At 39.8% G+C, this 23,504-nt stretch carries 19 protein-coding genes; 13 read left to right on the plus strand and 6 right to left on the minus strand.

What is annotated here, in order from left to right; translation table 11 throughout:
- Positions 1 to 35: 35 nt before the first annotated feature.
- Entirely contained in the window at positions 36 to 1,169 is a 1,134-nt protein-coding gene (locus C9J41_RS19530; protein WP_107292810.1) for a M14-type cytosolic carboxypeptidase, read from the plus strand.
- A gap of 56 nt (positions 1,170 to 1,225) precedes the next feature.
- On the opposite strand, the gene C9J41_RS19535 is transcribed toward C9J41_RS19530, so the two are convergent.
- On the minus strand, positions 1,226 to 2,050 hold the full coding sequence (locus C9J41_RS19535) for a CPBP family intramembrane glutamic endopeptidase (protein WP_107247941.1): 825 nt from the start codon (positions 2,048 to 2,050) through the stop codon (positions 1,226 to 1,228).
- 169 nt (positions 2,051 to 2,219) lie between these two features.
- Between C9J41_RS19535 and C9J41_RS19540 the strand changes: the two genes are divergently transcribed.
- From C9J41_RS19540 to C9J41_RS19555, 4 genes are all read left to right on the plus strand, one after another.
- On the plus strand, positions 2,220 to 2,642 hold the full coding sequence (locus C9J41_RS19540; protein WP_107208421.1) for a DUF3859 domain-containing protein: 423 nt from the start codon (positions 2,220 to 2,222) through the stop codon (positions 2,640 to 2,642).
- A gap of 129 nt (positions 2,643 to 2,771) precedes the next feature.
- A complete protein-coding gene (locus C9J41_RS19545) occupies positions 2,772 to 3,596 on the plus strand; it encodes a phosphate ABC transporter substrate-binding protein (RefSeq protein WP_105062077.1) in 825 nt (274 codons plus the stop codon).
- Between the two features lie 315 nt (positions 3,597 to 3,911).
- Positions 3,912 to 5,018 (plus strand): DSD1 family PLP-dependent enzyme, encoded by a 1,107-nt coding sequence (locus C9J41_RS19550; protein ID WP_107294922.1) that lies wholly within the window; start codon positions 3,912 to 3,914, stop codon positions 5,016 to 5,018.
- Between the two features lie 389 nt (positions 5,019 to 5,407).
- Positions 5,408 to 5,788 carry a PH domain-containing protein gene (locus C9J41_RS19555; protein ID WP_107208419.1) on the plus strand — a complete coding sequence of 127 codons (381 nt, stop codon included), beginning with the start codon at positions 5,408 to 5,410 and terminating at the stop codon, positions 5,786 to 5,788.
- A 56-nt stretch (positions 5,789 to 5,844) separates the two neighbouring features.
- Here the strand turns inward: C9J41_RS19555 and C9J41_RS19560 are convergent, their stop codons facing one another.
- Both C9J41_RS19560 and C9J41_RS19565 read right to left on the minus strand, forming a co-directional pair.
- Positions 5,845 to 7,026, minus strand: coding sequence for an amino acid aminotransferase (locus C9J41_RS19560; RefSeq protein WP_107246064.1), 1,182 nt, complete (start codon positions 7,024 to 7,026; stop codon positions 5,845 to 5,847).
- A 156-nt stretch (positions 7,027 to 7,182) separates the two neighbouring features.
- Positions 7,183 to 7,875, minus strand: coding sequence for an FCD domain-containing protein (locus tag C9J41_RS19565; protein WP_107288041.1), 693 nt, complete (start codon positions 7,873 to 7,875; stop codon positions 7,183 to 7,185).
- Positions 7,876 to 9,025: 1,150 nt separating this feature from the next.
- Between C9J41_RS19565 and C9J41_RS19570 the strand changes: the two genes are divergently transcribed.
- The 6 genes from C9J41_RS19570 to C9J41_RS21960 all read left to right on the plus strand — a co-directional run bounded on the left by C9J41_RS19570 (position 9,026) and on the right by C9J41_RS21960 (position 16,979).
- Positions 9,026 to 10,468 carry an APC family permease gene (locus C9J41_RS19570; RefSeq protein WP_107208416.1) on the plus strand — a complete coding sequence of 481 codons (1,443 nt, stop codon included), beginning with the start codon at positions 9,026 to 9,028 and terminating at the stop codon, positions 10,466 to 10,468.
- Between the two features lie 222 nt (positions 10,469 to 10,690).
- On the plus strand, positions 10,691 to 12,604 hold the full coding sequence (locus C9J41_RS19575; RefSeq protein ID WP_107208415.1) for a pyridoxal-dependent decarboxylase: 1,914 nt from the start codon (positions 10,691 to 10,693) through the stop codon (positions 12,602 to 12,604).
- A gap of 158 nt (positions 12,605 to 12,762) precedes the next feature.
- A complete protein-coding gene (locus tag C9J41_RS19580; protein WP_107208414.1) occupies positions 12,763 to 13,986 on the plus strand; it encodes an amino acid permease in 1,224 nt (407 codons plus the stop codon).
- A gap of 29 nt (positions 13,987 to 14,015) precedes the next feature.
- Entirely contained in the window at positions 14,016 to 15,290 is a 1,275-nt protein-coding gene (gene tyrS, locus C9J41_RS19585) for a tyrosine--tRNA ligase (RefSeq protein ID WP_107208413.1), read from the plus strand.
- Between the two features lie 267 nt (positions 15,291 to 15,557).
- A complete protein-coding gene (locus C9J41_RS19590; protein ID WP_107292806.1) occupies positions 15,558 to 16,667 on the plus strand; it encodes a M20/M25/M40 family metallo-hydrolase in 1,110 nt (369 codons plus the stop codon).
- 147 nt (positions 16,668 to 16,814) lie between these two features.
- A complete protein-coding gene (locus tag C9J41_RS21960; RefSeq protein ID WP_199187161.1) occupies positions 16,815 to 16,979 on the plus strand; it encodes a hypothetical protein in 165 nt (54 codons plus the stop codon).
- 63 nt (positions 16,980 to 17,042) lie between these two features.
- Here C9J41_RS21960 and gcvT read toward each other — a convergent pair whose 3' ends face one another.
- The gene (gcvT, locus tag C9J41_RS19595) at positions 17,043 to 18,161 is read right to left on the minus strand and encodes a glycine cleavage system aminomethyltransferase GcvT (protein WP_107246068.1); all 1,119 of its coding nucleotides are present in this window, start codon (positions 18,159 to 18,161) and stop codon (positions 17,043 to 17,045) included.
- A gap of 85 nt (positions 18,162 to 18,246) precedes the next feature.
- The gene (locus C9J41_RS19600) at positions 18,247 to 18,873 is read right to left on the minus strand and encodes a helix-turn-helix domain-containing protein (RefSeq protein ID WP_005365619.1); all 627 of its coding nucleotides are present in this window, start codon (positions 18,871 to 18,873) and stop codon (positions 18,247 to 18,249) included.
- 350 nt (positions 18,874 to 19,223) lie between these two features.
- On the opposite strand from C9J41_RS19600, the gene gcvH reads away from it, so the two are divergent.
- Positions 19,224 to 19,604, plus strand: coding sequence for a glycine cleavage system protein GcvH (gene gcvH / locus C9J41_RS19605; RefSeq protein ID WP_107208410.1), 381 nt, complete (start codon positions 19,224 to 19,226; stop codon positions 19,602 to 19,604).
- 119 nt (positions 19,605 to 19,723) lie between these two features.
- The gene (gene gcvP / locus C9J41_RS19610) at positions 19,724 to 22,603 is read left to right on the plus strand and encodes an aminomethyl-transferring glycine dehydrogenase (RefSeq protein WP_107292805.1); all 2,880 of its coding nucleotides are present in this window, start codon (positions 19,724 to 19,726) and stop codon (positions 22,601 to 22,603) included.
- A gap of 144 nt (positions 22,604 to 22,747) precedes the next feature.
- On the opposite strand, the gene C9J41_RS19615 is transcribed toward gcvP, so the two are convergent.
- Positions 22,748 to 23,380, minus strand: a complete 633-nt coding sequence (locus C9J41_RS19615) for a hypothetical protein (RefSeq protein WP_146144328.1) — start codon at positions 23,378 to 23,380, stop codon at positions 22,748 to 22,750.
- Positions 23,381 to 23,504: the final 124 nt, after the last annotated feature.

Genomic DNA, 23,504 nt, shown 5'->3' on the forward strand with positions numbered 1-23,504 from the left:
AAGTTGAGATTAAAGCCTAGAATGAGAAACTAAAAATGAAAATCTTCAGTAACTTTGAAAGTGGAAGTATTAACGTTGTTAAAGCGGATAGCAAAGACGACATTCAGTTAACTATTCCTAACGATAATAACTCTGAACTTCATCAATGGTTCCACTTCCGTTTAGAAACAGAAGCTCAACAACCGCATAACTTTACAATCCTAGATCTGGCAAATTCAGCTTACCCTGAAGGCTGGAAAGGCTATGATGTCGTTGCTTCTTACGATCGTGAAGAATGGTTCCGCATTCCAGCTGAATTTGATGGCGATAAATTAACCTTCAGCGTGATCCCTGAAAATGAATCAATGTATTTTGCTTACTTTGCACCATACAGCTATGACCGCCATCAAGATCTTCTTCACCTTGCACAAAGCCACTACAACTGCCGTTTAGAAACATTAGGCCACACACTTGATAACCGAGATATGAGTCTATTGGTTATTGGTGATGAATCAACCGCTGAAAATAAAAAGAAAGTATGGGTGATTGCACGTCAGCACCCAGGCGAGACAATGGCTGAATGGTTTGCTGAAGGTCTTATTCAACGTTTACTGGATGAAACCGATACTGTCGGTCGTGCTTTACTTGAAAAAGCCGTTTTCTACATTGTGCCTAACATGAACCCAGATGGTAGTGCGCGTGGTCACCTTCGCCTAAACGCGATTGGTGTAAACCTTAACCGTGAATGGCAAACACCATCACTAGAAAACAGTCCAGAAGTTTTCTACGTGCGTGAAAAAATGTTTGAAACAGGTGTGGATCTCTTCCTTGATATTCATGGTGATGAAGCGATTCCTTATAACTTCGTTGCGGGTTCAGAAGGAATTCCATCTTATGATGCGCGCTTAGAAAATCTTGAAAATATGTTCAAGCAAGCACTGCTAACAATTACACCAGAGTTCCAAGTTGAACATGGTTACGATAAAGATAAGCCCGGTGAAGCAAACCTAACAGTCGGCTCTAACTGGGTAGCAGAAGAGTTTAAATGTCTTTCTTACACCATTGAAATGCCATTTAAAGATCACAACAACCAACCAGACAGCTTATACGGTTGGTCACCAGAGCGAAGTGTGGCATTTGGTAGCGACACACTCGCAGCGGTGTTAGTCGTCATGGATCACTTACGCTAATAACTCGTCAGTAATAAATACATAAAGCGGTCACCTTGATCTGACCGCTTTATTACTTATTTTGCTAACATCGGATAAGTAAAGAAAATCAAATGCGTCAAATTAAACATAAAGTGTACTAACACAGCTACCCATAAACGCCCTGTCAGATAGAAAGCCAAGCCGTAACATAAACCGGCAAGACCTGCGAACACAACTAGTAACATGCCACCAGCAATATGTGCAAATCCAAACAGTAAGCTAGCAACAACAAGCCCGATGACCCAACCGAAACGCTTCGATAATCCTTGTTGGATAAAACCGCGAAAAAGTGCTTCTTCTGCTACACAAGTAAACAACAAGTTGTTTAATACAAATAACCACAACCAATGTGGTGTCGAAAAAGAAAACTTTAACGCTCCTAACCCCGCAGCAATAGGTAATAACGACAAGCATCCCATCACAACTAAAGCGAGTACTTTAAAATTGCAAGTTTTGTTACTCCCTAACAATGCTGGATAAGCCAATAACAAACCAAAGAAAACCAACGGTTTATCCAAATTTAAATACATAGTAAACGGTGTGCTATCAAGGCTAGCGTACACCTTATCTAGTACTTGTAGATTATCAAAACCGGGAATTGCGTGAGCAAAAAGCGCTAAAGACCAAATCAACATGAAGCTTAACCCAGCATAACGCCACTTCCCTTCTTGCTTCGCGGTGAAATACGCCACACAAAAACCAATCGCAACACCAGCGATAGCAATGATTGATAACCGCTCTTGAAATACCGCAGCAAGTAAAGCTAAAGTAACTAATACACCAGTCAATAGTGTTTTACGATAAAACCCACTAACGACAGCGCATGCTAGTAAACCCCATATCCAAACTGTTGGTTCCATTTACTATTTCCATTCATAATAAGAGTTATTAACATCTAAATTATCAGAAAACATATCATACCCTGAAGAAATATTTGCTAACATCTTAATTTGAAAAGAAAATTAATGTTTTTTGATTTATTATTCGGTTATCTCATCCGTACCGTTCATCAAACGAGATCCACAATCAATGGCAAAAAATAAACCTATTATACACCTACACTCATACGGCATTTTCACCACCTGGGATGCAGACTCAAAAAAGCTACCGAAGATCAAAGAGTTTACCTTAGACATTCCAGCTGAAATTGATATTGAATTTGGCTTTACCGTTAATATAAAAAAAGCCAAAGGCGAAAAGGTTCATTACTGCATTTACCACCCCAACATCACTAATGACGACGGTGAAGTCTTAGAACCATTCGATGGGTATGTTTATGTTGGTAATAATGATTGGGATTTTTACCTTGGCGATACAATTTGGGCTCCCATCAGCAATAAAGTTGGCCCGTGGCGTATGACATTAGAAATGAATAACAACATAATTGCGGAAAAAACCTTCAATGTTTTCAATAATGATGAAGGGCAATTTTGGAAGCGTCGTGGTCTTTAACCACTTTTGAAACAAAACTATTTCATTATTGGAATCTAACCTTGCTTCCTAATAATATTTTTTGAAACAAAGTTGTCACATAGTCGCTTTAACTTAGTCAGCAAATAACTAAGCCCCTAAAGGATACACATGACTAAGTCACTTCTTGCACTTTCATTAATTTTAAGTTCTGCGGCAGTATCTACATCGGCTATGGCTGCAGAACACATCGCCGTATCAGGTTCAACTTCTGTTACAGAGGTAATGGAAGTGTTAGGTGAAACCTACCATAAGAGCCACCCTGACGTATTTATTGACATCAACGGTACGGGTTCAACTGCAGGCATTAAGTCTTCAATCGAAGGTGTAAATGATCTAGGTATGGCTTCACGTAACCTATCAGCAGAAGAGAAAAAAGCAGGATTGGTTGAAACGGAAATTGCTCGTGATGGTATTGCTGTTGTTGTTAACCCAAAAAACCCGGTTAACAACCTAACAAAATCGCAAATCGAGCAATTATTTAAAGGTGATGTTACCCAATGGTCTCAAGTTGGTGGTAATAGTGACCCAGTAGTTGTGACAACACGTGAAAATGGTTCTGGTACTCGAGGTGCGTTTGAAGAGTTAATGGAATTAACCACAAAAATTAACGGCGTTAAAGTATCGACTATCAGCCAACGCGCACAAGTTGCGAGTGGTAATGGTATTGAAAAAACAGTCGTTGCGAATAACAAAGATGCGATAGGTTTTGTGTCATTAGGTTCTATTGATAACTCGTTAAAAGCAGTTGAGGTAGACGGCCATAAGGCTTCTGTTGCAGATGTACTGAATAAGACTTACCCACTTTCACGTCCCTTCTTGGTGCTAAACCAACCGGGTAAACTAAAACCTGCAGCTAAAGAGTTCCTAGCTTGGATCATGTCGCCAGAAGGACAAAAAATCATTAAAGATAAAGGCTATATTGCAATGTCTTAATATATTTAAAAATCCACATTCCTTCTGTGGTAATGAATGAACTTTCCTCCCAGAGTACGTCAGTACTTTGGGTTGAAATATCCTCTCCAGCTGTATTTCCTGCCTCATTTTCTCCTATTCTTATCCTGATCCACAGACACCCAACAGTTCATCAAAAAGTTTGCGAAACCAGTGAACACAAGTGTTCGTAGCTATATTCATAAGGATTCTTACTTCTATAAAAAATATACTCGTAAATTCATTATCGCTATCAAGAACAAATAGGGCGAAAATAAGACAGCTTCCCTTAAAAATAAAAAGAGAGAAAAGTTAACAATGAATATCGCTCAACTCCCCACACCAGCTTTGATCGTTGATTTCGACAAAATGAAAAACAATATACACGAAATGCAACAACGTATTGATGCTCTACAGTTAAATCTCAGACCGCACACTAAAGCACATAAAAGCCCCACTATAGCGAAAATGCAGATTGATGCAGGAGCACAAGGAATATGTACTGCGAAACTTGGCGAAGCCGAAGTTATGGCTGCCGGAGGGATTAACGATATTCTAATAACAACCCCTATAGCCGGAAAAAATAAGATTCAACGTTTAGTCAAACTTTATCAACAATATCCCGACTATCGCTTTATTCAGGTAATTGATCATAAGCAGCACATCATCGATATCTCAGAAGCAGCAACAGATGCGGGAATTTGTATTGAATTAATGATTGAAGTAGAAAGTGGTCAACAACGTTGTGGCGTGGAGATCGGTGATGACTTAATTTCATTTATAGAAACAATTAACTGTTCTGATGGTGTAAGTTATGTTGGGTTGCAGGCATACAGTGGTCACTTGCAGCACATAAAAGGTTATCAAGAGCGAAATACTCAAGCAAGAACAGTCGTTGAAGATCTCTTTAATTACATTAATAACGTATTAACACCTAAAGGGCTGGCACCGGAGATTGTGAGTGGTGGTGGAACGGGCACATATGAAGCCTATCAAGGGCTAGGGTTTAGTGAAATTCAAGCAGGCTCTTACTTGTTTATGGATCCTACTTATCAAGATATTGGTGATGAAAATGATCAGTATCAAAATAACCAATTTGATGTCACTCTAAAAGTATTAAGTACTGTTATTAGCCACCCTACCCCACAGCGAGCGATCATTGATGCAGGTATGAAATGTCTTTCTATTGATCTTGGCATGCCTAAAGTAGAAAGTGACGACATGCTTAGTTACAAATCGGGAGGAGATGAACATGGTATTATTCACCTCATTAATAACCATGAACCACTACAAATAGGCCAACAACTCATATTGCTTCCAAGCCATTGCGATACAACGCTAAACAATTTCAACACCTTGTATGCCGTAAGAGGAAGTGAAGTCATAGATCAATTCCCAATTATTGGCCGTGGTCGTTCTGATTAAACCTCTATTTAAATATCATAAAACGCAGCGTTTCACTCACGCTGCGTTGTGAGCAGAAAGGTAGCGCTAAAGTATGCTGTTAACGTAAATGTCTTTTACTGTACCTTTATTATCTGAAAACGATTTTACGCTCCCCCTCTATCTATGAAGTCATTATCGAAGTTACCAATTGAAATTGGATACTCACAGCTCCACCAATGTTTAAAGGGAACATTTACATATCTATTATGTGTTTCCCTTTATATCCAATACTTTTCCAGACTTTTAACGAAAAGCTCACCCAAACCTTGTCATGTTTCTGCTAGTGTAAAAAACACAATTCGATTAAAATCGAAAACAGTATATCGATAAATTAATCATTTAGTTATCAAGGATAAAAGGAAGAACACATGGGTCTTTTTAATGCACTGTTAGGCAACGCTGGTGAAATGAGTATCGCTGATGCGACTGAGGAGCTATCAACCATCCTTGGTCCAAACGAAAATATTGAACTCGCATACAAACTTGTTCGCGATATGATCATTTTAACGGACTACCGCCTGATCCTTATTGATAAACAAGGTATTACAGGTAAAAAAGTAGAGTACCGTTCTATTGCTTACAAATCGATCACCATGTATGCCGTAGAAACAAAAGGCCACTTCGATTTAGATGCAGAATTAAAATTATGGATTTCTGGTCAACATGAACCACTGACTCTTGAGTTTAATGGCAAAACTAATGTCTACGCAATGCAAGGATTACTCGCGGCAAAAGTTGCCGGTAAATAACAGAACATAAGTAAAAAGCCTGCACTAATCAAAATAGATGCAGGCTTTATTATTAATTATCGTGACACACTAACTAGAGCATCTGCCAAGTGGTCGATATGCTTTTCTTGTAAGCCGGCAATATTTATTCGACCATCTCCTACCGCATAAATACCATATTGCTCACGTAGCGTTAAAATCTGCTCAGGCGTTAAACCTGTTACAGAGAACATACCTTTATGCTGTTCAATAAAATCAAACTGCTCACTACCACGTTGACGTATCGCTTGTGTTAGCCCTTGGCGTAGCGTCAAGATACGGCTATGCATGGTATCTAATTCATCTTTCCAGATATTTGTCAGTTTCTGATCATTTAAAATATCAGCAACTAAAGCCGCACCATGATCTGGTGGCATGGTATAACTTGAACGCGCTAAAGTAAGAATACGTCCTTTCGCTTTTTGTGCTTCTTGCTGACTATTACTAATAATAATCGCAGCACCCGTTCGTTCACGGTACAAACCAAAATTCTTTGAACAAGAAGTCGCGACAACCATCTCTTCTGTATTGTCAGCCATATACTTAAGGCCAGCACCATCTTGTTCTAAGCCATCGCCAAAACCAAGATATGCCATATCGACAAACGGCATAAAACCATTTTTGTTTGCCAATGCCGTAATCGCTTGCCAATCGGCAAAACTAATATCAGCACCTGTCGGGTTATGGCAGCAACCATGTAATAACACCACATCTTTAGGGCCTGCTTTAGCCAGTTCGTTGAGCATCGCCTCGCTATTTACTTGCTTGGTTTCAGGATCGAAATACGGATAGAACTTCACCTTTAAACCTGCTGCTTCCATTACAGGTTTATGATTAACGTAGCTCGGATTGGTTAACCAAACGGTTGTATCAGGTTGTGCAACTTGAATAAGATCAGCAAGCATACGTAACGCACCGCTCGCGCCCGGTGTTTGCACCGCTGCAGCGCGAGAATGTGCCGATGTTCCTGAAAGTAAAAGATCCATCATCGACTGATTGAAGACTTCACTACCCGCTAACCCCACGTATGATTTTGTTGTTTGTGTCTTAATTAAGCGTTTCTCAGCAAGTTGAATCGCTTGCATGATCGGTGTTTCACCAAGGCTATTGCGGTAAACACCAATACCTAAATCTATTTTGTTGACACGCGGATCTTCTCGATATGCGATCGATAAGGAAAGAATAGGATCCAATTGGGCTGGAGAGAGCGATTTAAACATCAAATTAATTCCATTTATATAACAATGAAATTAAGTTATCACTTCATTTAATTAACGTCATTAGAAATAATGAAATCAAACATTAATTAATTGATTAAGTTAAGCATCATAACTTAATCAATTATCGTGTGTTGCATGTCTTACTTTAACATTTGGCTAGTTAAGTAACGCCTTCAGTGAAGGGGCTTTTTCAAGTATCTGGTACAAACGTTCACCATGCTCTTTTAATAACTGACAAGAGAGTTCAACATTACGCGATAACACCGCTTTCATCAGCGCTTCATGCTCACCATTGTCATGATATTGCTTCTCTGGTGATAGGTTCGCGCTTAATAAGAAATGTCGATAACGTTCTTGCTGATCATAAACATTTGAGATCATATCGAGTATAAACTCAGAGCCTTCACACGCAACAAGCGATAGATGAAACTCTTTGTGGCGCAATTCCCATTCATCATAATCAAACAATGCTGATTCAGGATCTAACCGATTAAGCTTGTGAAAGGCCGTTAAAACCTGTAGTTCCCATGCTTCATCCCCCTTTTTAATCGCATCTTTTAACGCAACATGACCTAGGGCCAAACGTGCCTTTAAAATTCCACGTAATTCATCGAGTGAAACATCGGCAACCCAAAATCCTTTCTGAGGCTCCATCTTGACGTACTTCTGCCAAGTTAATTGCACCATCGCTTCTCTTAAAGGAGTACCGCCAACTTGATAGCGTTCTTTTAATTCACTCAATATCAGCTTCTGGCCAGCCTCAAACTCACCACATAAGATATCATGCCTAATCTGGCACATTACTCTATCGCTTATGGTTGCAAAATTATCTTTAGTCATACCAACCATCTAATCTTAATCATAAATAACACAATACAAATTCGGAATAATCCTATCACTTACATCTTACCGAATATTAAACATATCCACATTACGAAACATGGGATCCCCCCTGTTTTCAATGAAAACTTAATACAGTAATAATGAATAATAATTCAAACTTTATTCTATTCACAAAATAATGCTAGAACACTTTACCATTAAATAAGAGAAGTAATTATTCCTGACGTTTACTTTTTTTGTTCTAAAGATAGAAACTCACAATAGAGTCTGTATTTTTCACAATATAAATTAACAAGTTAACAAATCAATATTCACACAAATAAATTCTGCAATAGCATACAAGAAGGTTAAAAATACATATAAATGCGCTAAATGGCCAGTTTATTACCATAATGTTTAGAAATGACGGCTCTTCTTCATTTTATGCGCGGTATAGCGGTATTAATTTGAACACCACAATATAATCTTGCCCATTAATACCTAATTTCTCTTTTAAAACGATGACTTACCGAGCATATTCAATTATTAGCATCTTTATTATTAATGTACTTATGTTTAATTGGCACCCACAGCATAGTGTCTTTAGCTTTGCGCTTATTTTTTGGTCACTTCTGCCTCTGTTTAGTTTACATATTATTATTAAGCACTATGAATATTTTCATAACAAAACGCTCATCACTGTCCAATCATATTCTGCATGGTTGTTATTCTTTACATGGATTTCGATAACTTTTCTTTCTATTACAACACCTTATATTTTAAACATTATTAGCACATCACACCAATACTATATTTCATTTTACATTTTTTCCCCTGTTGTAATGTTATTTCTGGCGACAATAACCGGTCTATTCGCCAGCTTTTTAACATGGATTGTTAATCATCTCGCCATTAATGACCAAATATAACCACTAGGCATACATGCGCATATTGTATTCATTCATTATACAATTATTCCTAATTCGTAAATTGCTTAAAAATGCAAATTAAACAATCGGAATTTGGAATTAATTTCGCTTCACAAAATTACCGTTAGTCACTACCATAAAAATCGATTTTTGGACGTGGTAATTAAAAATATCGATATTTACCATGCTTTATAGCATTAGATGTTTTTATCTCATTACTGCTTAACTGATAGATTTTGAGGTCTACAATGGCTAGCTCCACCAACGCTTCTCCCGCTAAAATTGGCGTTTTCAGTTTCGTCATGATTACCGCTGCGGTTGTTATGAGTGTTCGTACACTCCCTATGACAGCGCAGCCAGGAATGATGACGATCTTTTTAACATTAGCTGCTGCAATCTGCTTTATGATTCCAACAGCACTTGTCTCCGCTGAACTTGCAACAGCATTCCCAGAAGATGGTGGTATCTTCATCTGGGTTCGCGAAGCATTTGGTGAACGTATGGGATTTATTGCAGTCTGGATGCAATGGATTCAAATGGTTTTTGGCATGACATCCATATTGATGATTGTCGGTGCAATTTTTGCCTATGCTTTTGACCCAGCGTTAGCACAAAATAAAATGTACATTCTTGCTGTTATATTAGTGGTTTACTGGGCATGTACATTGGGTAATATGCGAGGTGTTAAAACACTGGGTTGGGTATCCACTCTGTGTGTAATTTTAGGTGTATTCTTACCTTTCTTTGTACTTGTAGCTTGTGCTATCGCTTACCTTGTTGGTGGTCACCCAATTGTTACTGACCTTTCATTAACAACTGCAAACCTTATTCCTGATTTATCAAATAAGGGGACTTGGGCACTATTCATTGGCTTCGTATTCGTTGTTATGGGTATGGAAGTATCAGCATCTAACGTTTCTCACGTTAAAAACGCTGAACGTAACTACCCTATCGCAGTGTTCTTAGTTGCATTATTTGTGGTTATCGTTTCTGTTGTAGGTTCTTTTGCAATCTTCATCGGTATTCCAACTAAGCACATTTCAATGACAGCAGGTCTTATTCAAGCATTCCAAACTTACTTTGATATGTGGGGTCTAGGCTGGTTAACACCTATCATGGCTATATGTATGGCTATCGGTCTTGCAGGTCAAGTTAACTCTTGGGTTTTAGGCCCCGTTCGTGGTCTTCAAGCAACAGCAAACGCTGGTGCACTACCTAAAGTACTTCAAAAGACAAATAAAGAAGGTGTACCTGTTAACCTTATTTACTTACAAGCTATCCTAATCTCAATCGTGGGTGTGCTTATTTGTGTGATGCCTAACGTAGATTCTTTCTACTTTATGCTTCTAGGTCTAACATCTCTTGTATATATCGTTGCTTACTTACTGATGTTCTCTGCTGCGATTTACCTACGCTATAAGCGTCCAGACGCACAACGTAGCTTTACAGTTCCTGGCGGTAACATTGGTATGTGGATCTGTTCAGGTTTAGGTATTGCTACATGTTTACTTGCAGGTTACTTCGGCTTCCAAGCACCATCAAGTTACGACGGTACTGCAAACAGTTACTTTAACTTCCAATTCTTTGGTTTAGTTATCATGATTATTATTCCAATTATTGTTTACGCTTGGGGTAAATATTCAAACCGAGCTAAAGCGGATAATGCAGCACCAGTAACTCACACAAACTAAGTCTTATTTATCATCAAATAAAAAGACAAAACAAATAAACAGGAGAAGTAGTTGTTCCCTATTCTACTTCTGCTTCTCCTGATGGTTGCACTTTATTTACAGCCCAGTTTTAAACCATTATTTGTTAAAACTAATTTAATTTTCTTTCTGACATATTTTTCACCGAACAGATAAATATAAACAGAAATAGTATTTCTATATAAAGATAAAATAGGTTTTATTATGAGCGAAAAAATGAATGTGGACGCACTTTTCCTAGGTCCTAAATCAGAAAACCAAGTATTCTTCAAAGAAATGATGGATTACGCAATTAGCGAACACATGCATTGGCGCTCAGACTTCCACCCAGAAGATGCACCTATGCTAAACCCTGTAATGCAACACCAACCAGATTTCCGCGATACACTTTATCGCACAGAAGGTATCTTACAGGGATTATCTGCACGCCTTAAAACTAAATCAGTGCCTTGGTTCTCTCCTCGCTATTTAGGCCACATGAACGCAGATACACTAATGGTATCAAACCTTGCATACGTGATGACCATGCTTTACAACCCAAACAACTGTGCACATGAAGCCTCTCCTGTGACCACAGAGCTTGAGTTAGAAGCAGGTCATGACCTATGCCGCATGTTTGGTTACGATGTAAATAAATCATGGGCGCACATTACTTCTGGCGGTACTGTTGCTAACTACGAAGGTGTTTGGGTTGCTCGTAACCTTAAAACAATGCCTCTAGCAATCGCTGCATGCGACAAGTCAAAAGACCTTGTTGAAGGCATGACTGAGCATCAACTTTTAAACATGAAATCTAAAGATATTTTAGATCTTACTGATGAGTTGAAAAAACGCGGTATCTTTGAAGAAGTTCGTGCATTAACAGCACGTGGTGTCGGTGTTGATGCCGGTAAACTTGGTAAATTCCTTGTTCCACGTTCTAAGCACTATTCATGGATGAAAGCAATGGACGTACTTGGCCTAGGTCAAGAGCACATTGTACCACTAGACGTTGATGGTAACTACCGTACAGACGTTGAAAAAATGCGCGAAGTAACCTTTAAATTAATGGAAGAAGGTACACCTATCTTAGGTATGGTATCTGTTGTGGGTACTACCGAGGAAGGTTCTATCGATGCGGTTCATGAAGTGATAAAACTTCGTAAAGAGTGTGAAGAGAAATACGGTTCATCTTTCTACATTCACGTTGATGCTGCTTACGGTGGCTATGTACGTTCTATGTTCCTTGATGACAACAACGAATTCATGGAATACGACGCTTTAATCGAACGTTATCGTAGCGATGACATCATTCCTGAAGGTGTTATCTGGCCAAAACGTGAAGTGTATGATGCATTCCACGCCATGTCAGAAGCTGACTCTATCACTGTTGATCCACATAAAGTGGGCTTCATCCAGTACGCAGCTGGCGCAGTGGCAATGAAAGACAAGCGTATTGTTGACTTGATTTCATACCATGCCGCTTACGTATTCGAAGAAGCGGGTGACGAGAACGAAGCGGATAAGCAAGTTGTTCTAGGTTCATCAATCATGGAAGGTTCAAAAGCAGGTGCAACTGCCGCTGCAGTATGGGCTGCTCATCGCCTAGTACCACTAACTGTAAGTGGTTACGGTCATGTGATTGGCCGTGGTATCGTGACGGCTGACTGGTTTGCGAAGAAACTCGCAACGGCTGAACCATTTGTTATTGACGGTCGTCGCTTTGAGGTTCGCCCTCTAATGCATCCTGACTTCCACATGGTCGACTTTACTTTCAAAGAAATCGGCAATGATAGTCTTGAAGCACACAACCACCTAAACCAACGTATTTACGAACTATGCTCTTACGCAACAGGCCGTACTTACACTAAAGACTTCCTAACTTCTTCTACTTCTCTATCAGAAGAAGAATACGGTCAAACTCCTCGTCTATACGCTGAGAGCCGTGGCTTTAGTGAAGACGAATGGAATACTGTAGGTTCTGTTTACATTCTTCGTTCAGCGGTAATGACTCACTTCCTACGTGATGAAATTCGTTTCAATAATTACTGGAATAACCTTCGTGATGTATTCACAAGTCTTCTAAGTGAAATTATTGATGAAGAAAATAAACAAAAACTAGCACATACTGCTGCTTAAAAAGGAAAATAAACGCCAGTCTTTAAAGACTGGCGTTCTTCTATATACGATGAAAGATATTAATATCTCGATTAATTATCGCCGTCTTTTTGTTATTGATGGCTAGTTAATTACGTCCTAATAACAATCTTATTAGGTATTTTTTCAGGATACACGTCATGAATAAAAAAGCTATTGGTGCGACACTGCTTATTTCTGGCACAATGCTCGGCGCAGGAATGCTTGCACTTCCGCTAATTTCTGCAGGCTTAGGTATTTATAATGCAATAATCTTATTAACCGTTTTATGGGCGGTAATGACTTATACCGGATTAATGTTATTAGAAGTATGTCTTAATTACCCAACCGGTACAGGTTTTGAAGCGATTGCTTATGATCTGTTTGGTAAACCTGGTAAATGGGTAATAAATCTATCATTATTATTGCTACTTTATGCTTTATCTTGTGCCTATATTGCAGGCGCATCCTCTATTTACAAGAGTGATTTAACCGATTATTTTCATATTTCGGTCCCCTCTCATATCATTGCGATTATATTTACGTTAATAATTGCAACCATTGTATTTATTAGCACCAAAGCTGTTGATATGGCTAACCGCGTTTTATTTAGTACTAACATTGTTATCTTTTTTACGCTTGTTATTACTATTATTCCATTCATTCATGGTCGGTTTTTAGTCAATATCCACGATTCATCCAAATATGCCTTAGCTGCTATTCCTGTTTTCATTACTGCCTTTGGTTTTCATGGCAGTGTTCCAAGCATGGTGAAATATATTGGCCGTGAAAATCCTAAAACATTACGGAATGTATTTATCGCTGGCGGTTTAATTCCTCTGGTCGTTTACATTGTTTGGGAAGTAACCATGCTCGGCTCGTTACCTCGATTTGGTAACCATAGTTTTCAATATATTGCACAGCATGGCTCAAATGTTGGGGTAATGCTTCAACAAATGCAGATATTCATTCAAGAAAATAGCATAATTTATCTAATTGGTGCTTTCTCATCCATCGCAATGTTCACTTCTTATCTATGTGTTTCATTGGGACTATTTGATTCATTGGCAAGTACCTTTAAACATGGTAATAATACCAAAGATAGATTAATTACTGCGGTACTATGCTACTTGCCACCCTTGGTTTTCACTCTTGTGTACCCGAATGGCTTTGTTCCTGCTTTAGGTGCCGCTGCAATTTTCTTGACTATATTAGCGATTCTATTTCCTGTTCTTGCCCTTAGAAAACTTCGTGGTAAACAACATCAAATTGAATATAATGTCGCAACAAATAATATCGTATTATTTGTTGTGGGATTAATTGGCCTACAAGTCATAATAAACCAGATACTGACATTGAATAATGCCGTACCTATTTTTAATTAAACGTAAATAAAATGATTATTGGAGAACACATGAATCATTTGAATTTAATTCAAGAGCTTAAAGATCGCGGTCTGATCGCTCAAATTACGGATGAAGAAGCTTTAAGCGAACGTTTAGCAAAAGGTCCGATTACATTATATTGCGGCTTTGATCCAACGGCTGATAGTTTACACCTAGGTCATCTGGTTCCTCTACTTTGCCTTAAGCGCTTCCAAGAAGCGGGTCATAATCCAGTAGCTTTGGTTGGCGGCGCTACTGGTATGATTGGAGATCCAAGCTTCAAAGCGACTGAGCGTTCACTTAACACTTTAGATACAGTTGCAGGTTGGGTGACAAAAATCCAACGCCAAGTTTCTCCTTTCTTGGATTTTGACAATGCAACAAACCCTGCCCGTATGGTAAATAACCATGACTGGTTCGGTAATATGGATGTTCTAACATTCTTACGTGATATTGGTAAACACTTCTCTGTAAACCAAATGATCAGCAAAGAATCTGTTAAGCAACGAATTAACCGTGATGAAGTAGGTATCTCTTTTACTGAGTTCGCATACAGCTTGCTGCAATCTTACGACTTCGCAAGTATGAACAAAGAAATGGGGATGGAACTACAAATCGGTGGTTCTGATCAATGGGGTAACATCACGGCAGGTATCGACCTTACTCGTCGTATGAACCAGCAGCAAGTGTTCGGTATGACAGTACCGCTAATCACAAAATCTGATGGTACTAAATTTGGTAAAACTGAAGGTGGTGCGGTTTGGTTAGATCCAACAAAAACAAGCCCATATAAGTTCTACCAATTCTGGATGAACACTGCAGATGCTGACGTATATCGTTTCCTACGCTTTTTCACTTTCCTTTCTGAAGAAGAAATTCAACAGATTGAAGAAGCAGATCGTAACAGTGGCAAAGCACCTGAAGCACAACGTATTCTTGCTGAGCAAGCAACGCGTTTAGTTCACGGTCAAGAGCAATTAGAAGCGGCACAGAACATTACTCGCTGCCTATTTGAAAACGATCTAGTGCACTTATCTGAATCTGATTTTGCTCAACTAGCGCAAGATGGTATGCCAAGTGCTGAAGCTGAAAATGGCGATGATTTACAACAAGTGCTAGTTAAATCTGGTCTTGCAAGTTCTCGTGGTCAAGCAAAAACACACATCAGCTCAAATGCAATCATGGTTAATGGCGAGAAAGTAAGCGAACCATTCTATGAGTTTACAGACGCTGACAAACTCTTTGGTCGCTACACTCTGATCCGCCGTGGTAAAAAGAACTACAGCCTGATCGTTTGGGGCTAATGAGTATTAAGTTAGCTGATAGCATCAGCTAACTTATCAATTTATGCCAAATAAGCGTTATGTAGATTCACAATCGGTTCGCTCCCGCATTCATGTGAAGCTATGACTTATTTGGCATTTTCATTGCCGTAATCCTGTTCAAACTTCTCTCATTTCACTTACTTTCCTCTTTTTTATCTCTACTTTTATTGATTTAGCCCCCCATCATCTCGCCATTATTCCTATTAGAGTACTGTGTATTCCTCCTATTTAGTGGTTAGAAGCAATATGACAACAATTAATCAAGAACGACTTATTTCTCATTTTATTGATCTCATCAAAATCGATAGCGAATCAAAAAACGAAAAAGCGATTTCACAAGCCTTAGCAGAACAACTCGAAGAGTTAGGTTTCAGCGTTGCTAAATTACCTGTGCCTGAAAGCATTTCTAATGGTTTTAACCTTTATGCCAAGCTTGAGGGTGAACTTGAAGATAGTATTGTTTTAAGCTGCCACATGGACACCGTAACGCCAGGCAATAGTATTGAACCGATTATTGAAGATGGGGTTATTCGTTCAAAAGGCGACACCATTCTTGGTGGTGATGATAAATCGGGAATTGCTGCCATCATCGAAGCGGTACGTACCATCAAAGAAAACAACAAAGCCCATAAAACAATAGAGCTGGCTTTTACTGTCCATGAAGAAGGTGGATTACAAGGCTCGAAGCACTTTGATATGTCATATATCACTGCAGATAAAGCTATTGTGCTTGATTCAGGCGGTGCTATTGGTGCGATTGTAACGAGTGCTCCCGGACAGCAAAGCTTAAAAGTGACTATTAAAGGTAAACCCGCTCACGCAGGACTTGCACCTGAAGAAGGTATTAATGCACTAACAGTCGCGTCTGATGCTGTGATGAATATGAAATTAGCGCGTATAGATCATGAAACAACCGCTAACATTGGCATTGTCTCTGGTGGTCAAGCAACGAATATCGTGATGCCTGAATTGTATCTTGCCGCTGAAGCGCGTTCACTTAACGATGATAAGCTTGCTACACAAGTTCAGCATATGGTTGATGTATTCAACACAACAGCAAACAAGCATAACGCGCAAATAGATATTCAATCTACACGCTCTTATAACGCCTACTCTATTGCTGATAATGACCCACATGTTATTGATATCATGGCTAGCTTTAAAGAAATGGGAATAGCACCATTTACCAAGTCTACCGGTGGCGGTAGTGATGCAAATATCTTTAATGAGAAAGGATTAAAAACCGTTAATTTATCAACCGGTATGAGCAAAGTACACACTACGGAAGAATTTATTACCGTCGAAGATATGACCAATATAACTGAGTTTTTATTTACTTACTTGACACAAAAATAATATTTCTATTAATAGCTTCTATCATTTTAGATAGAGGCTATTTAATCCCTAAAGAAATACCCTTCCCTCATTCAGCTTTTATTCAGTGTTTATTAATGCTCTCTCTGTATGATGTTGTAATAATTATAGTGTTATGAGGAATAAACCATGAAACAGACAATGAATAATGCCATCGACAAAGACATTTTTATTACCGCACTAAATGAATGTTACCGTCGACTGAATGATGCAAATCTAACCGTTAAAGATCTATCGAAAGAAGGCTTCACCTTACTCTTTAAATCTGCATACAAAGCAGTCACTACCAAATAAAGCAGGCTTAACTTCGTAAAAAAGCACTTTTGCCTGCTATTAATGAGTAATATTTTGAAGCAATTAGCCGCGATAGTAACGTTGAGGTACAAACGGCATTTTCTCGATTGTCATCGGTAATTTTTTACCGCGTACTTCAGCGTAAATTGTTTCACCAAGCTGATTTAATTCAGGTTGAATATACCCCATTGCGACAGGAATACCTTTCGTTGGGCCAAATGTTCCACTCGTTACAATGCCGATTTCATTATCTTCAGCATCAAACAACTTAGTCCCTTCTCGTACAGGCGCTTTTGATTGCCCCACTAACCCAACACGTTTTCTTGCAGCCTGTTTAGTTTGTAGTTGCTCTAAAATAATATCAGCGCCGGGGAAACCACCTTCACGTTCACCACCAGCACGACGACTTGGCGTAATTGCCCACATTAAGCTGGCTTCAAATGGCGTTGTTGTAGGGTCAAGATCATGCCCGTATAAACATAATCCGCACTCTAATCGTAGTGAATCTCTCGCACCAAGACCAATCCATTCCACCTCATTAAATGCCAGTAACGCGCGAGCTAACTCTTCGGCTTTATCATTCGGCACAGAAATTTCATAGCCATCTTCACCCGTATAACCTGAACGGCTAACATAACATTCAACATCTAATAACGTCACTTTAGCCGCATCCATAAACACCATATCGCTAACCACAGGGTTTAATTCAGCGAGTACCATCGCAGCTTTAGGACCTTGTAAGGCAAGTAGTGCGCGATCTTCAATCACTTCTAATTCAACGCCATCTTTCAAATGGGCTTTTAAATGGGCAATATCTTGCTCTTTACAGGCCGCATTCACGACAAGGAAAAGATGATCACCAAAATTCGTCACCATTAGATCATCTTCAATACCGCCATTTTCATTGGTAAAGACGGCATAACGCTGTTTACCTTCCGGTAAATCAACAATATCAACAGGTACTAAGGTTTCTAATAATGCCGCGGCATGTTGCCCTTTTAAGCGTACTTGCCCCATGTGTGATACATCGAACAACCCAGCAGAATCACGACAATGTATATGCTCTTTTTTTACTCCTAAGCCATATTGCACAGGCATATCATAGCCAGCAAATGGCACCATTTTCGCTCCCATTTCAATGTGTAAGCCATGTAATGGGGTCTGCTTAAGTTGTTGAGACATAGTTGCACTCCGTTATCTAGTTGGTATCCATGTAAATGGTAACGTAATTATAAAACTGGTTGATGCTATAAACCGTTCGATGACACTAAGATGCCGTCACCCAAAGAATTAACGCATCTTCTTCACTAACAGATGTCAGCATGTGACCCATTGTCGCGTCGTAATAGGCTGAATCCCCTTCGACTAAATGAATCGGCTCATAAAACTCAGAGAAAAAAGTGATTTCACCTTTTAATACCAGTAAGAACTCCTCGCCGTCATGGCGGATCCACTCGCTATAATCATCAAACGATCGTGCACGCACGTGCGATTTAAACGGCATCATCTTTTTATTTGTTAATTGCGTAGCAAGCAGTTCATGTTCATAGGTTGAAGTGGGATGAGGTCGACCTTCACCATAGCGCGTAATATCACGTCTACCCGAGGCGGTGATGGTTTTCGGTGGTTCAAAAAGTTGTGGGATGTCGATAGCTAAGCCTGTAGCGAGTTTCTGCATCGCTTGAAACGTCGGAGATATTTGCTCATTTTCAATCTTTGACAAGGTTGAACGTGCAAGTCCTGTACGCTTACTGGCTTCTTCAAGGGTTAGACCTAAAGAAACACGAATTTCTTTTAGTCTCTCACCTAACTTTAAAGGCGCAATATGCTCTGCGGCTTGAGTTTTTTCGATCCGCATCGATGGATAAACATCGTGGATATATTCATCTGTCATATCACTTCCTTCTTCAGCTCAGCCGCCACAACTCTCGACCTTCATCATAGTTTCTTATAGGAAACTTAATAAAACTCACATCACAAAGTCATGATCTTTTTAAAAAAATGTTACCTATGAGGCATACATTATCGTTAAATCCATTTATAAATAGGTAATATTATGGATTTAGTGATGAAAATCAGCGTTTATTAACTAAATTTAAACTTAGTATAACCATGTTAGAAACAAATAAACATGACAAATAGCAAACGTTTGCGTAGAATCGCACAATAGATATTGAAAACGTGTTCCACTATAAGAAACTTTTATCAAATAACCATATAACCGGTGGGTTAAGGAGTACAAACATGGAATCAACATTAAAGTTTACCAGTAGCCACGAATGGATCCGTGATAACGGTGATGGAACAGTGACAGTTGGTATTTCTGATCATGCGCAGGGTTTATTAGGCGATGTGGTATTTGTTGATTTACCTGAAGTTGGTGATACAACAGATGCTGGTGATGCCTTCTCTTTAGTGGAATCAGTAAAGGCCGCTTCCGACATTTACGCCCCTATCACAGGTGAAATTGTTGCGATTAATGAAGATTTAGAAGACAGCCCTGAACTGGTTAATGAAGAACCTTATGAAGGCGGCTGGATTGCAACCATCAAACTTAGCGATTCTGATGAATTGGCAACATTAATTGATGCTGAAACCTATCTTGCTTCAATTGAAGAAGACTAAATTATAAAAACAAAGATCGGGTACAGCACTCGATCTTTGTTGCTTTGCCATTTACAGCATTACCGATGAATACCCTAAAGCCAGACACTGGTAACTAGGACAACGTTCAGGAAAGAACCATGACCAATACTCCTTTTCTTCAAGCCCTCAGTGACGATAATGATTTTTCACATCGCCATAATGGCCCTAATGCACTCGAACAACAGCGAATGTTAGAAACTATAGGTGTCGGTAGTATTGACCAGCTTATAGCGCAAACTGTTCCTGCTTCCATTCGTTTAACAGAGCCGATGACATTACCACAGGCACAAAGTGAAGCGGCAATGCTGGCAGAGCTTAAGCAGATCGCTGGCAAAAATATCATCAATAAAAGTTATATTGGTCAGGGTTATTACAACACGTTTACCCCAAATGTTATTCTTCGCAATGTATTAGAAAACCCAGGTTGGTATACCGCTTATACCCCTTACCAACCAGAAATCTCTCAAGGCCGTTTAGAGTCTCTGCTTAACTATCAGCAAATGATCATGGATCTAACCGCCATGGAGCTGGCTAATGCATCACTGCTTGATGAAGCCACTGCCGCAGCAGAAGCCATGACGCTATGTAAGCGCGCGGGTAAAAACAAAAGCAATGCATTTTTCATTTCAACCGATCTTCACCCTCAAACCATAGATGTTGTCACTACACGTGCAAAATACGTTGGCTTTGAAATCATTACAGGTAGTGCAGAAGATCTCGCGAAACACGATGTATTTGGTGCTTTACTGCAATACCCTGCTAGCAACGGTGAATTACTCGATCTTACTGACATCATTGAGACGGCACATGATAAGAAAACATTAGTCGCGGTGGCATCTGATCTACTGGCATTAACGGTATTAAAAGCACCGGGTGAAATGGGCGCAGATGTGGTTATTGGTAGTGCCCAACGTTTTGGTGTGCCGATGGGCTTTGGTGGTCCACATGCTGGCTTTATGGCAACCAAAGATAAACACAAGCGTACGATGCCGGGTCGTGTAATCGGTGTATCTAAAGATGCCAAAGGCAATCAAGCACTACGCATGGCAATGCAAACCCGTGAACAACATATACGCCGTGAAAAAGCGACATCTAACATTTGTACAGCGCAAGCACTGCTTGCCAACATGGCAGCGTTTTATGCCCTGTACCATGGCCCTGAAGGCTTAAAGAAAATTGGCCGTCGTGTTCACCACTTTACTGCCGTTTTAGCTGCAGGCTTACGCAATAATGGTTTTGAATTAGAAAACCAACACTTCTTCGATACGCTAACAATCAAAACTGGATCTCAAACTGACGCTCTGTATCAAAAAGCGCTTGATGCAGGTATCAACCTTCGTAAATACAGCGATAAGTTGGGGATCAGTATTGATGAAACCACCCTTGCAAAAGATATCGAGCAGCTACTTGGCTTATTTACTAATCAAGATCTTAAAGTGTCGATGTTCAGTGATGACATTGCCGCAGATGAGTTCGCAGCTATTCCACCAGCATGTCGCCGAAGCAGTGCATACCTAACCCACTCTGTGTTTAACCGCTACCATAGCGAAACACAAATGATGCGTTACATGAAGCAGCTAGAAAACAAAGACTACTCATTAACTCACGGCATGATCCCATTGGGTAGCTGTACCATGAAGCTAAATGCAGTAGCAGAAATGATCCCAGTCACTTGGCCTGAGTTTGGACAACTGCACCCATTTGCACCACAAGCACAAACATTAGGCTATCAAGAATTAGCTAAAAACTTATCTGAAATGCTGTGTTCAATTACAGGTTATGATGCGTTCTCGCTGCAACCAAATTCTGGCGCACAGGGTGAATATGCAGGTCTAATCGCTATTCAGCGTTACCATGAAGCCAATGGCGATAGCCACCGTAATGTTTGTTTGATCCCAAGCTCTGCGCACGGTACTAACCCAGCGTCTGCGGCAATGGTTTCAATGAAAGTAGTGGTGGTTGGCTGTGATGAGTTAGGTAATATCGATATTGATGATCTAAAAGCCAAAATCGAAAAACACCGTGATGCGCTGTCATGCATCATGATCACCTACCCGTCTACCCATGGCGTGTATGAAGAAGCAGTACAAGAAGTGTGTGATCTTGTCCATGAAGCTGGCGGTCAGGTTTATCTTGATGGTGCTAACATGAACGCGCAAGTAGGTTTAACTAGCCCAGGCTTTATTGGTTCAGATGTTTCTCATTTAAACCTACACAAAACTTTCTGTATTCCTCACGGCGGCGGTGGCCCAGGTATGGGACCTATTGGTGTTAAATCGCACCTTACACCGTTCTTACCGGGACATGTTGAAGATACAAATAGCGATGAACTGCAATATGCCGTATCTGCGGCAGCATTAGGTTCAGCGTCTATTTTGCCTATCTCATACGCTTACATTGCGATGATGGGAGAACAGGGTTTAACCCAAGCCACTGAACTTGCTATTTTAAATGCAAACTACGTGATGGAACGCCTTCGCCCACACTACCCTGTTTTATACCGTGGTACTGAAGGTCGTATTGCACACGAATGTATTATTGATTTACGTCCAATCAAAGATGCCTCTGGTATTTCAGAAGAAGATATCGCGAAACGATTAATGGATTATGGCTTCCATGCGCCAACTATGTCGTTCCCTGTCGCTGGCACATTAATGATTGAGCCAACTGAATCTGAAGACATAGCAGAACTGGATCGCTTCTGTGACGCGATGATTGCGATTAAAGAAGAAATCAACCTTGTTCAATCTGGCGAATGGTCATTAGACGATAACCCACTGGTTAACGCACCACACAGCCAAGTTGATATGATGGAATCAGAGTGGAACCACGCTTATAGCCGTGAAGTCGCTTGCTTCCCATCAGCACACACCAAAGCAGCGAAATACTGGCCGAGTGTTAATCGTGTTGATAACGTATTTGGCGACCGAAATCTTGTATGTTCTTGCCCAAGTATTGAGAACTATATTGAAGACTAAAGCCTATTGATCACTGTTCGCCAAGTTAGAAACTAACTTGAATAACAAAAGGTGAACCATTTGGTTCGCCTTTTGTTTTTTTGGAGCAGTGAAATAGCTACTTTTTGAGATGATGTTAAACCATTTCTACAATTAATTTTTTTGTTATTCGATAAGCCTTTCAATAACCAGAGGGCACTGATTCTTGATCAAGTGTTCTTGCGTTATAGCCAGTGTATTCTTCTCAATGATCGTTAAATGCTCTCGTATTGATACGCTGACATTTCTGTTCTTGAGCCTGTCAAGCTGCTCTAGTTGTTTCAAAAATTCATCGAGCTTATTGATACTTCGAAATAACTCCAGATTTAAAGCAGGGACAACCCAATAATGCTTAGCATTGCTTAGCTGCTCAACCATATCCAAGCCTGCTGGATCGTAATCATAGAAAAAGCCTACTTCAACGGCATTGTTGTCAAAGCAGTCAATCAGAGTAGGTAGGTCTTTTTGGTTTTTTCCGTGACCACGGTAAACGAGCACAGCGGATTGCCATTCATCTGGCAAAGAGAGTACAACGTCTTTCCATCGAACCATTAGCTCGCCATTTTCGATAATAAGTACTCGGCTAAAACGCGGGAAATCTAGATCATCCAACTCTACAGAAGCTACATACCTAGCTTCTTTGGGTACATCTGGCTGGTTCTTTAAAGGGATATTCACATTACCAGCTAAGCTAATGAGCTGCTGAAACACACCACCTTTTGCAGACTTCTCGCTAATACCAGGGCGTGCAGTATCCATCCGAGAGTTGCTACTCTGTTGAAAGGTCAGAAGGTTTTGTCCCAATGTTGAAGAAAAATACTTTTCTATTTCCCTTAAATCTGAACGGGATAAAAGAATTGAATTGCCACTAACTGCCCCGACT

Origin of the sequence: Photobacterium sp. GB-50 (assembly GCF_003026755.1) — a bacterium.
Classification (GTDB): Bacteria; Pseudomonadota; Gammaproteobacteria; order Enterobacterales; family Vibrionaceae; genus Photobacterium.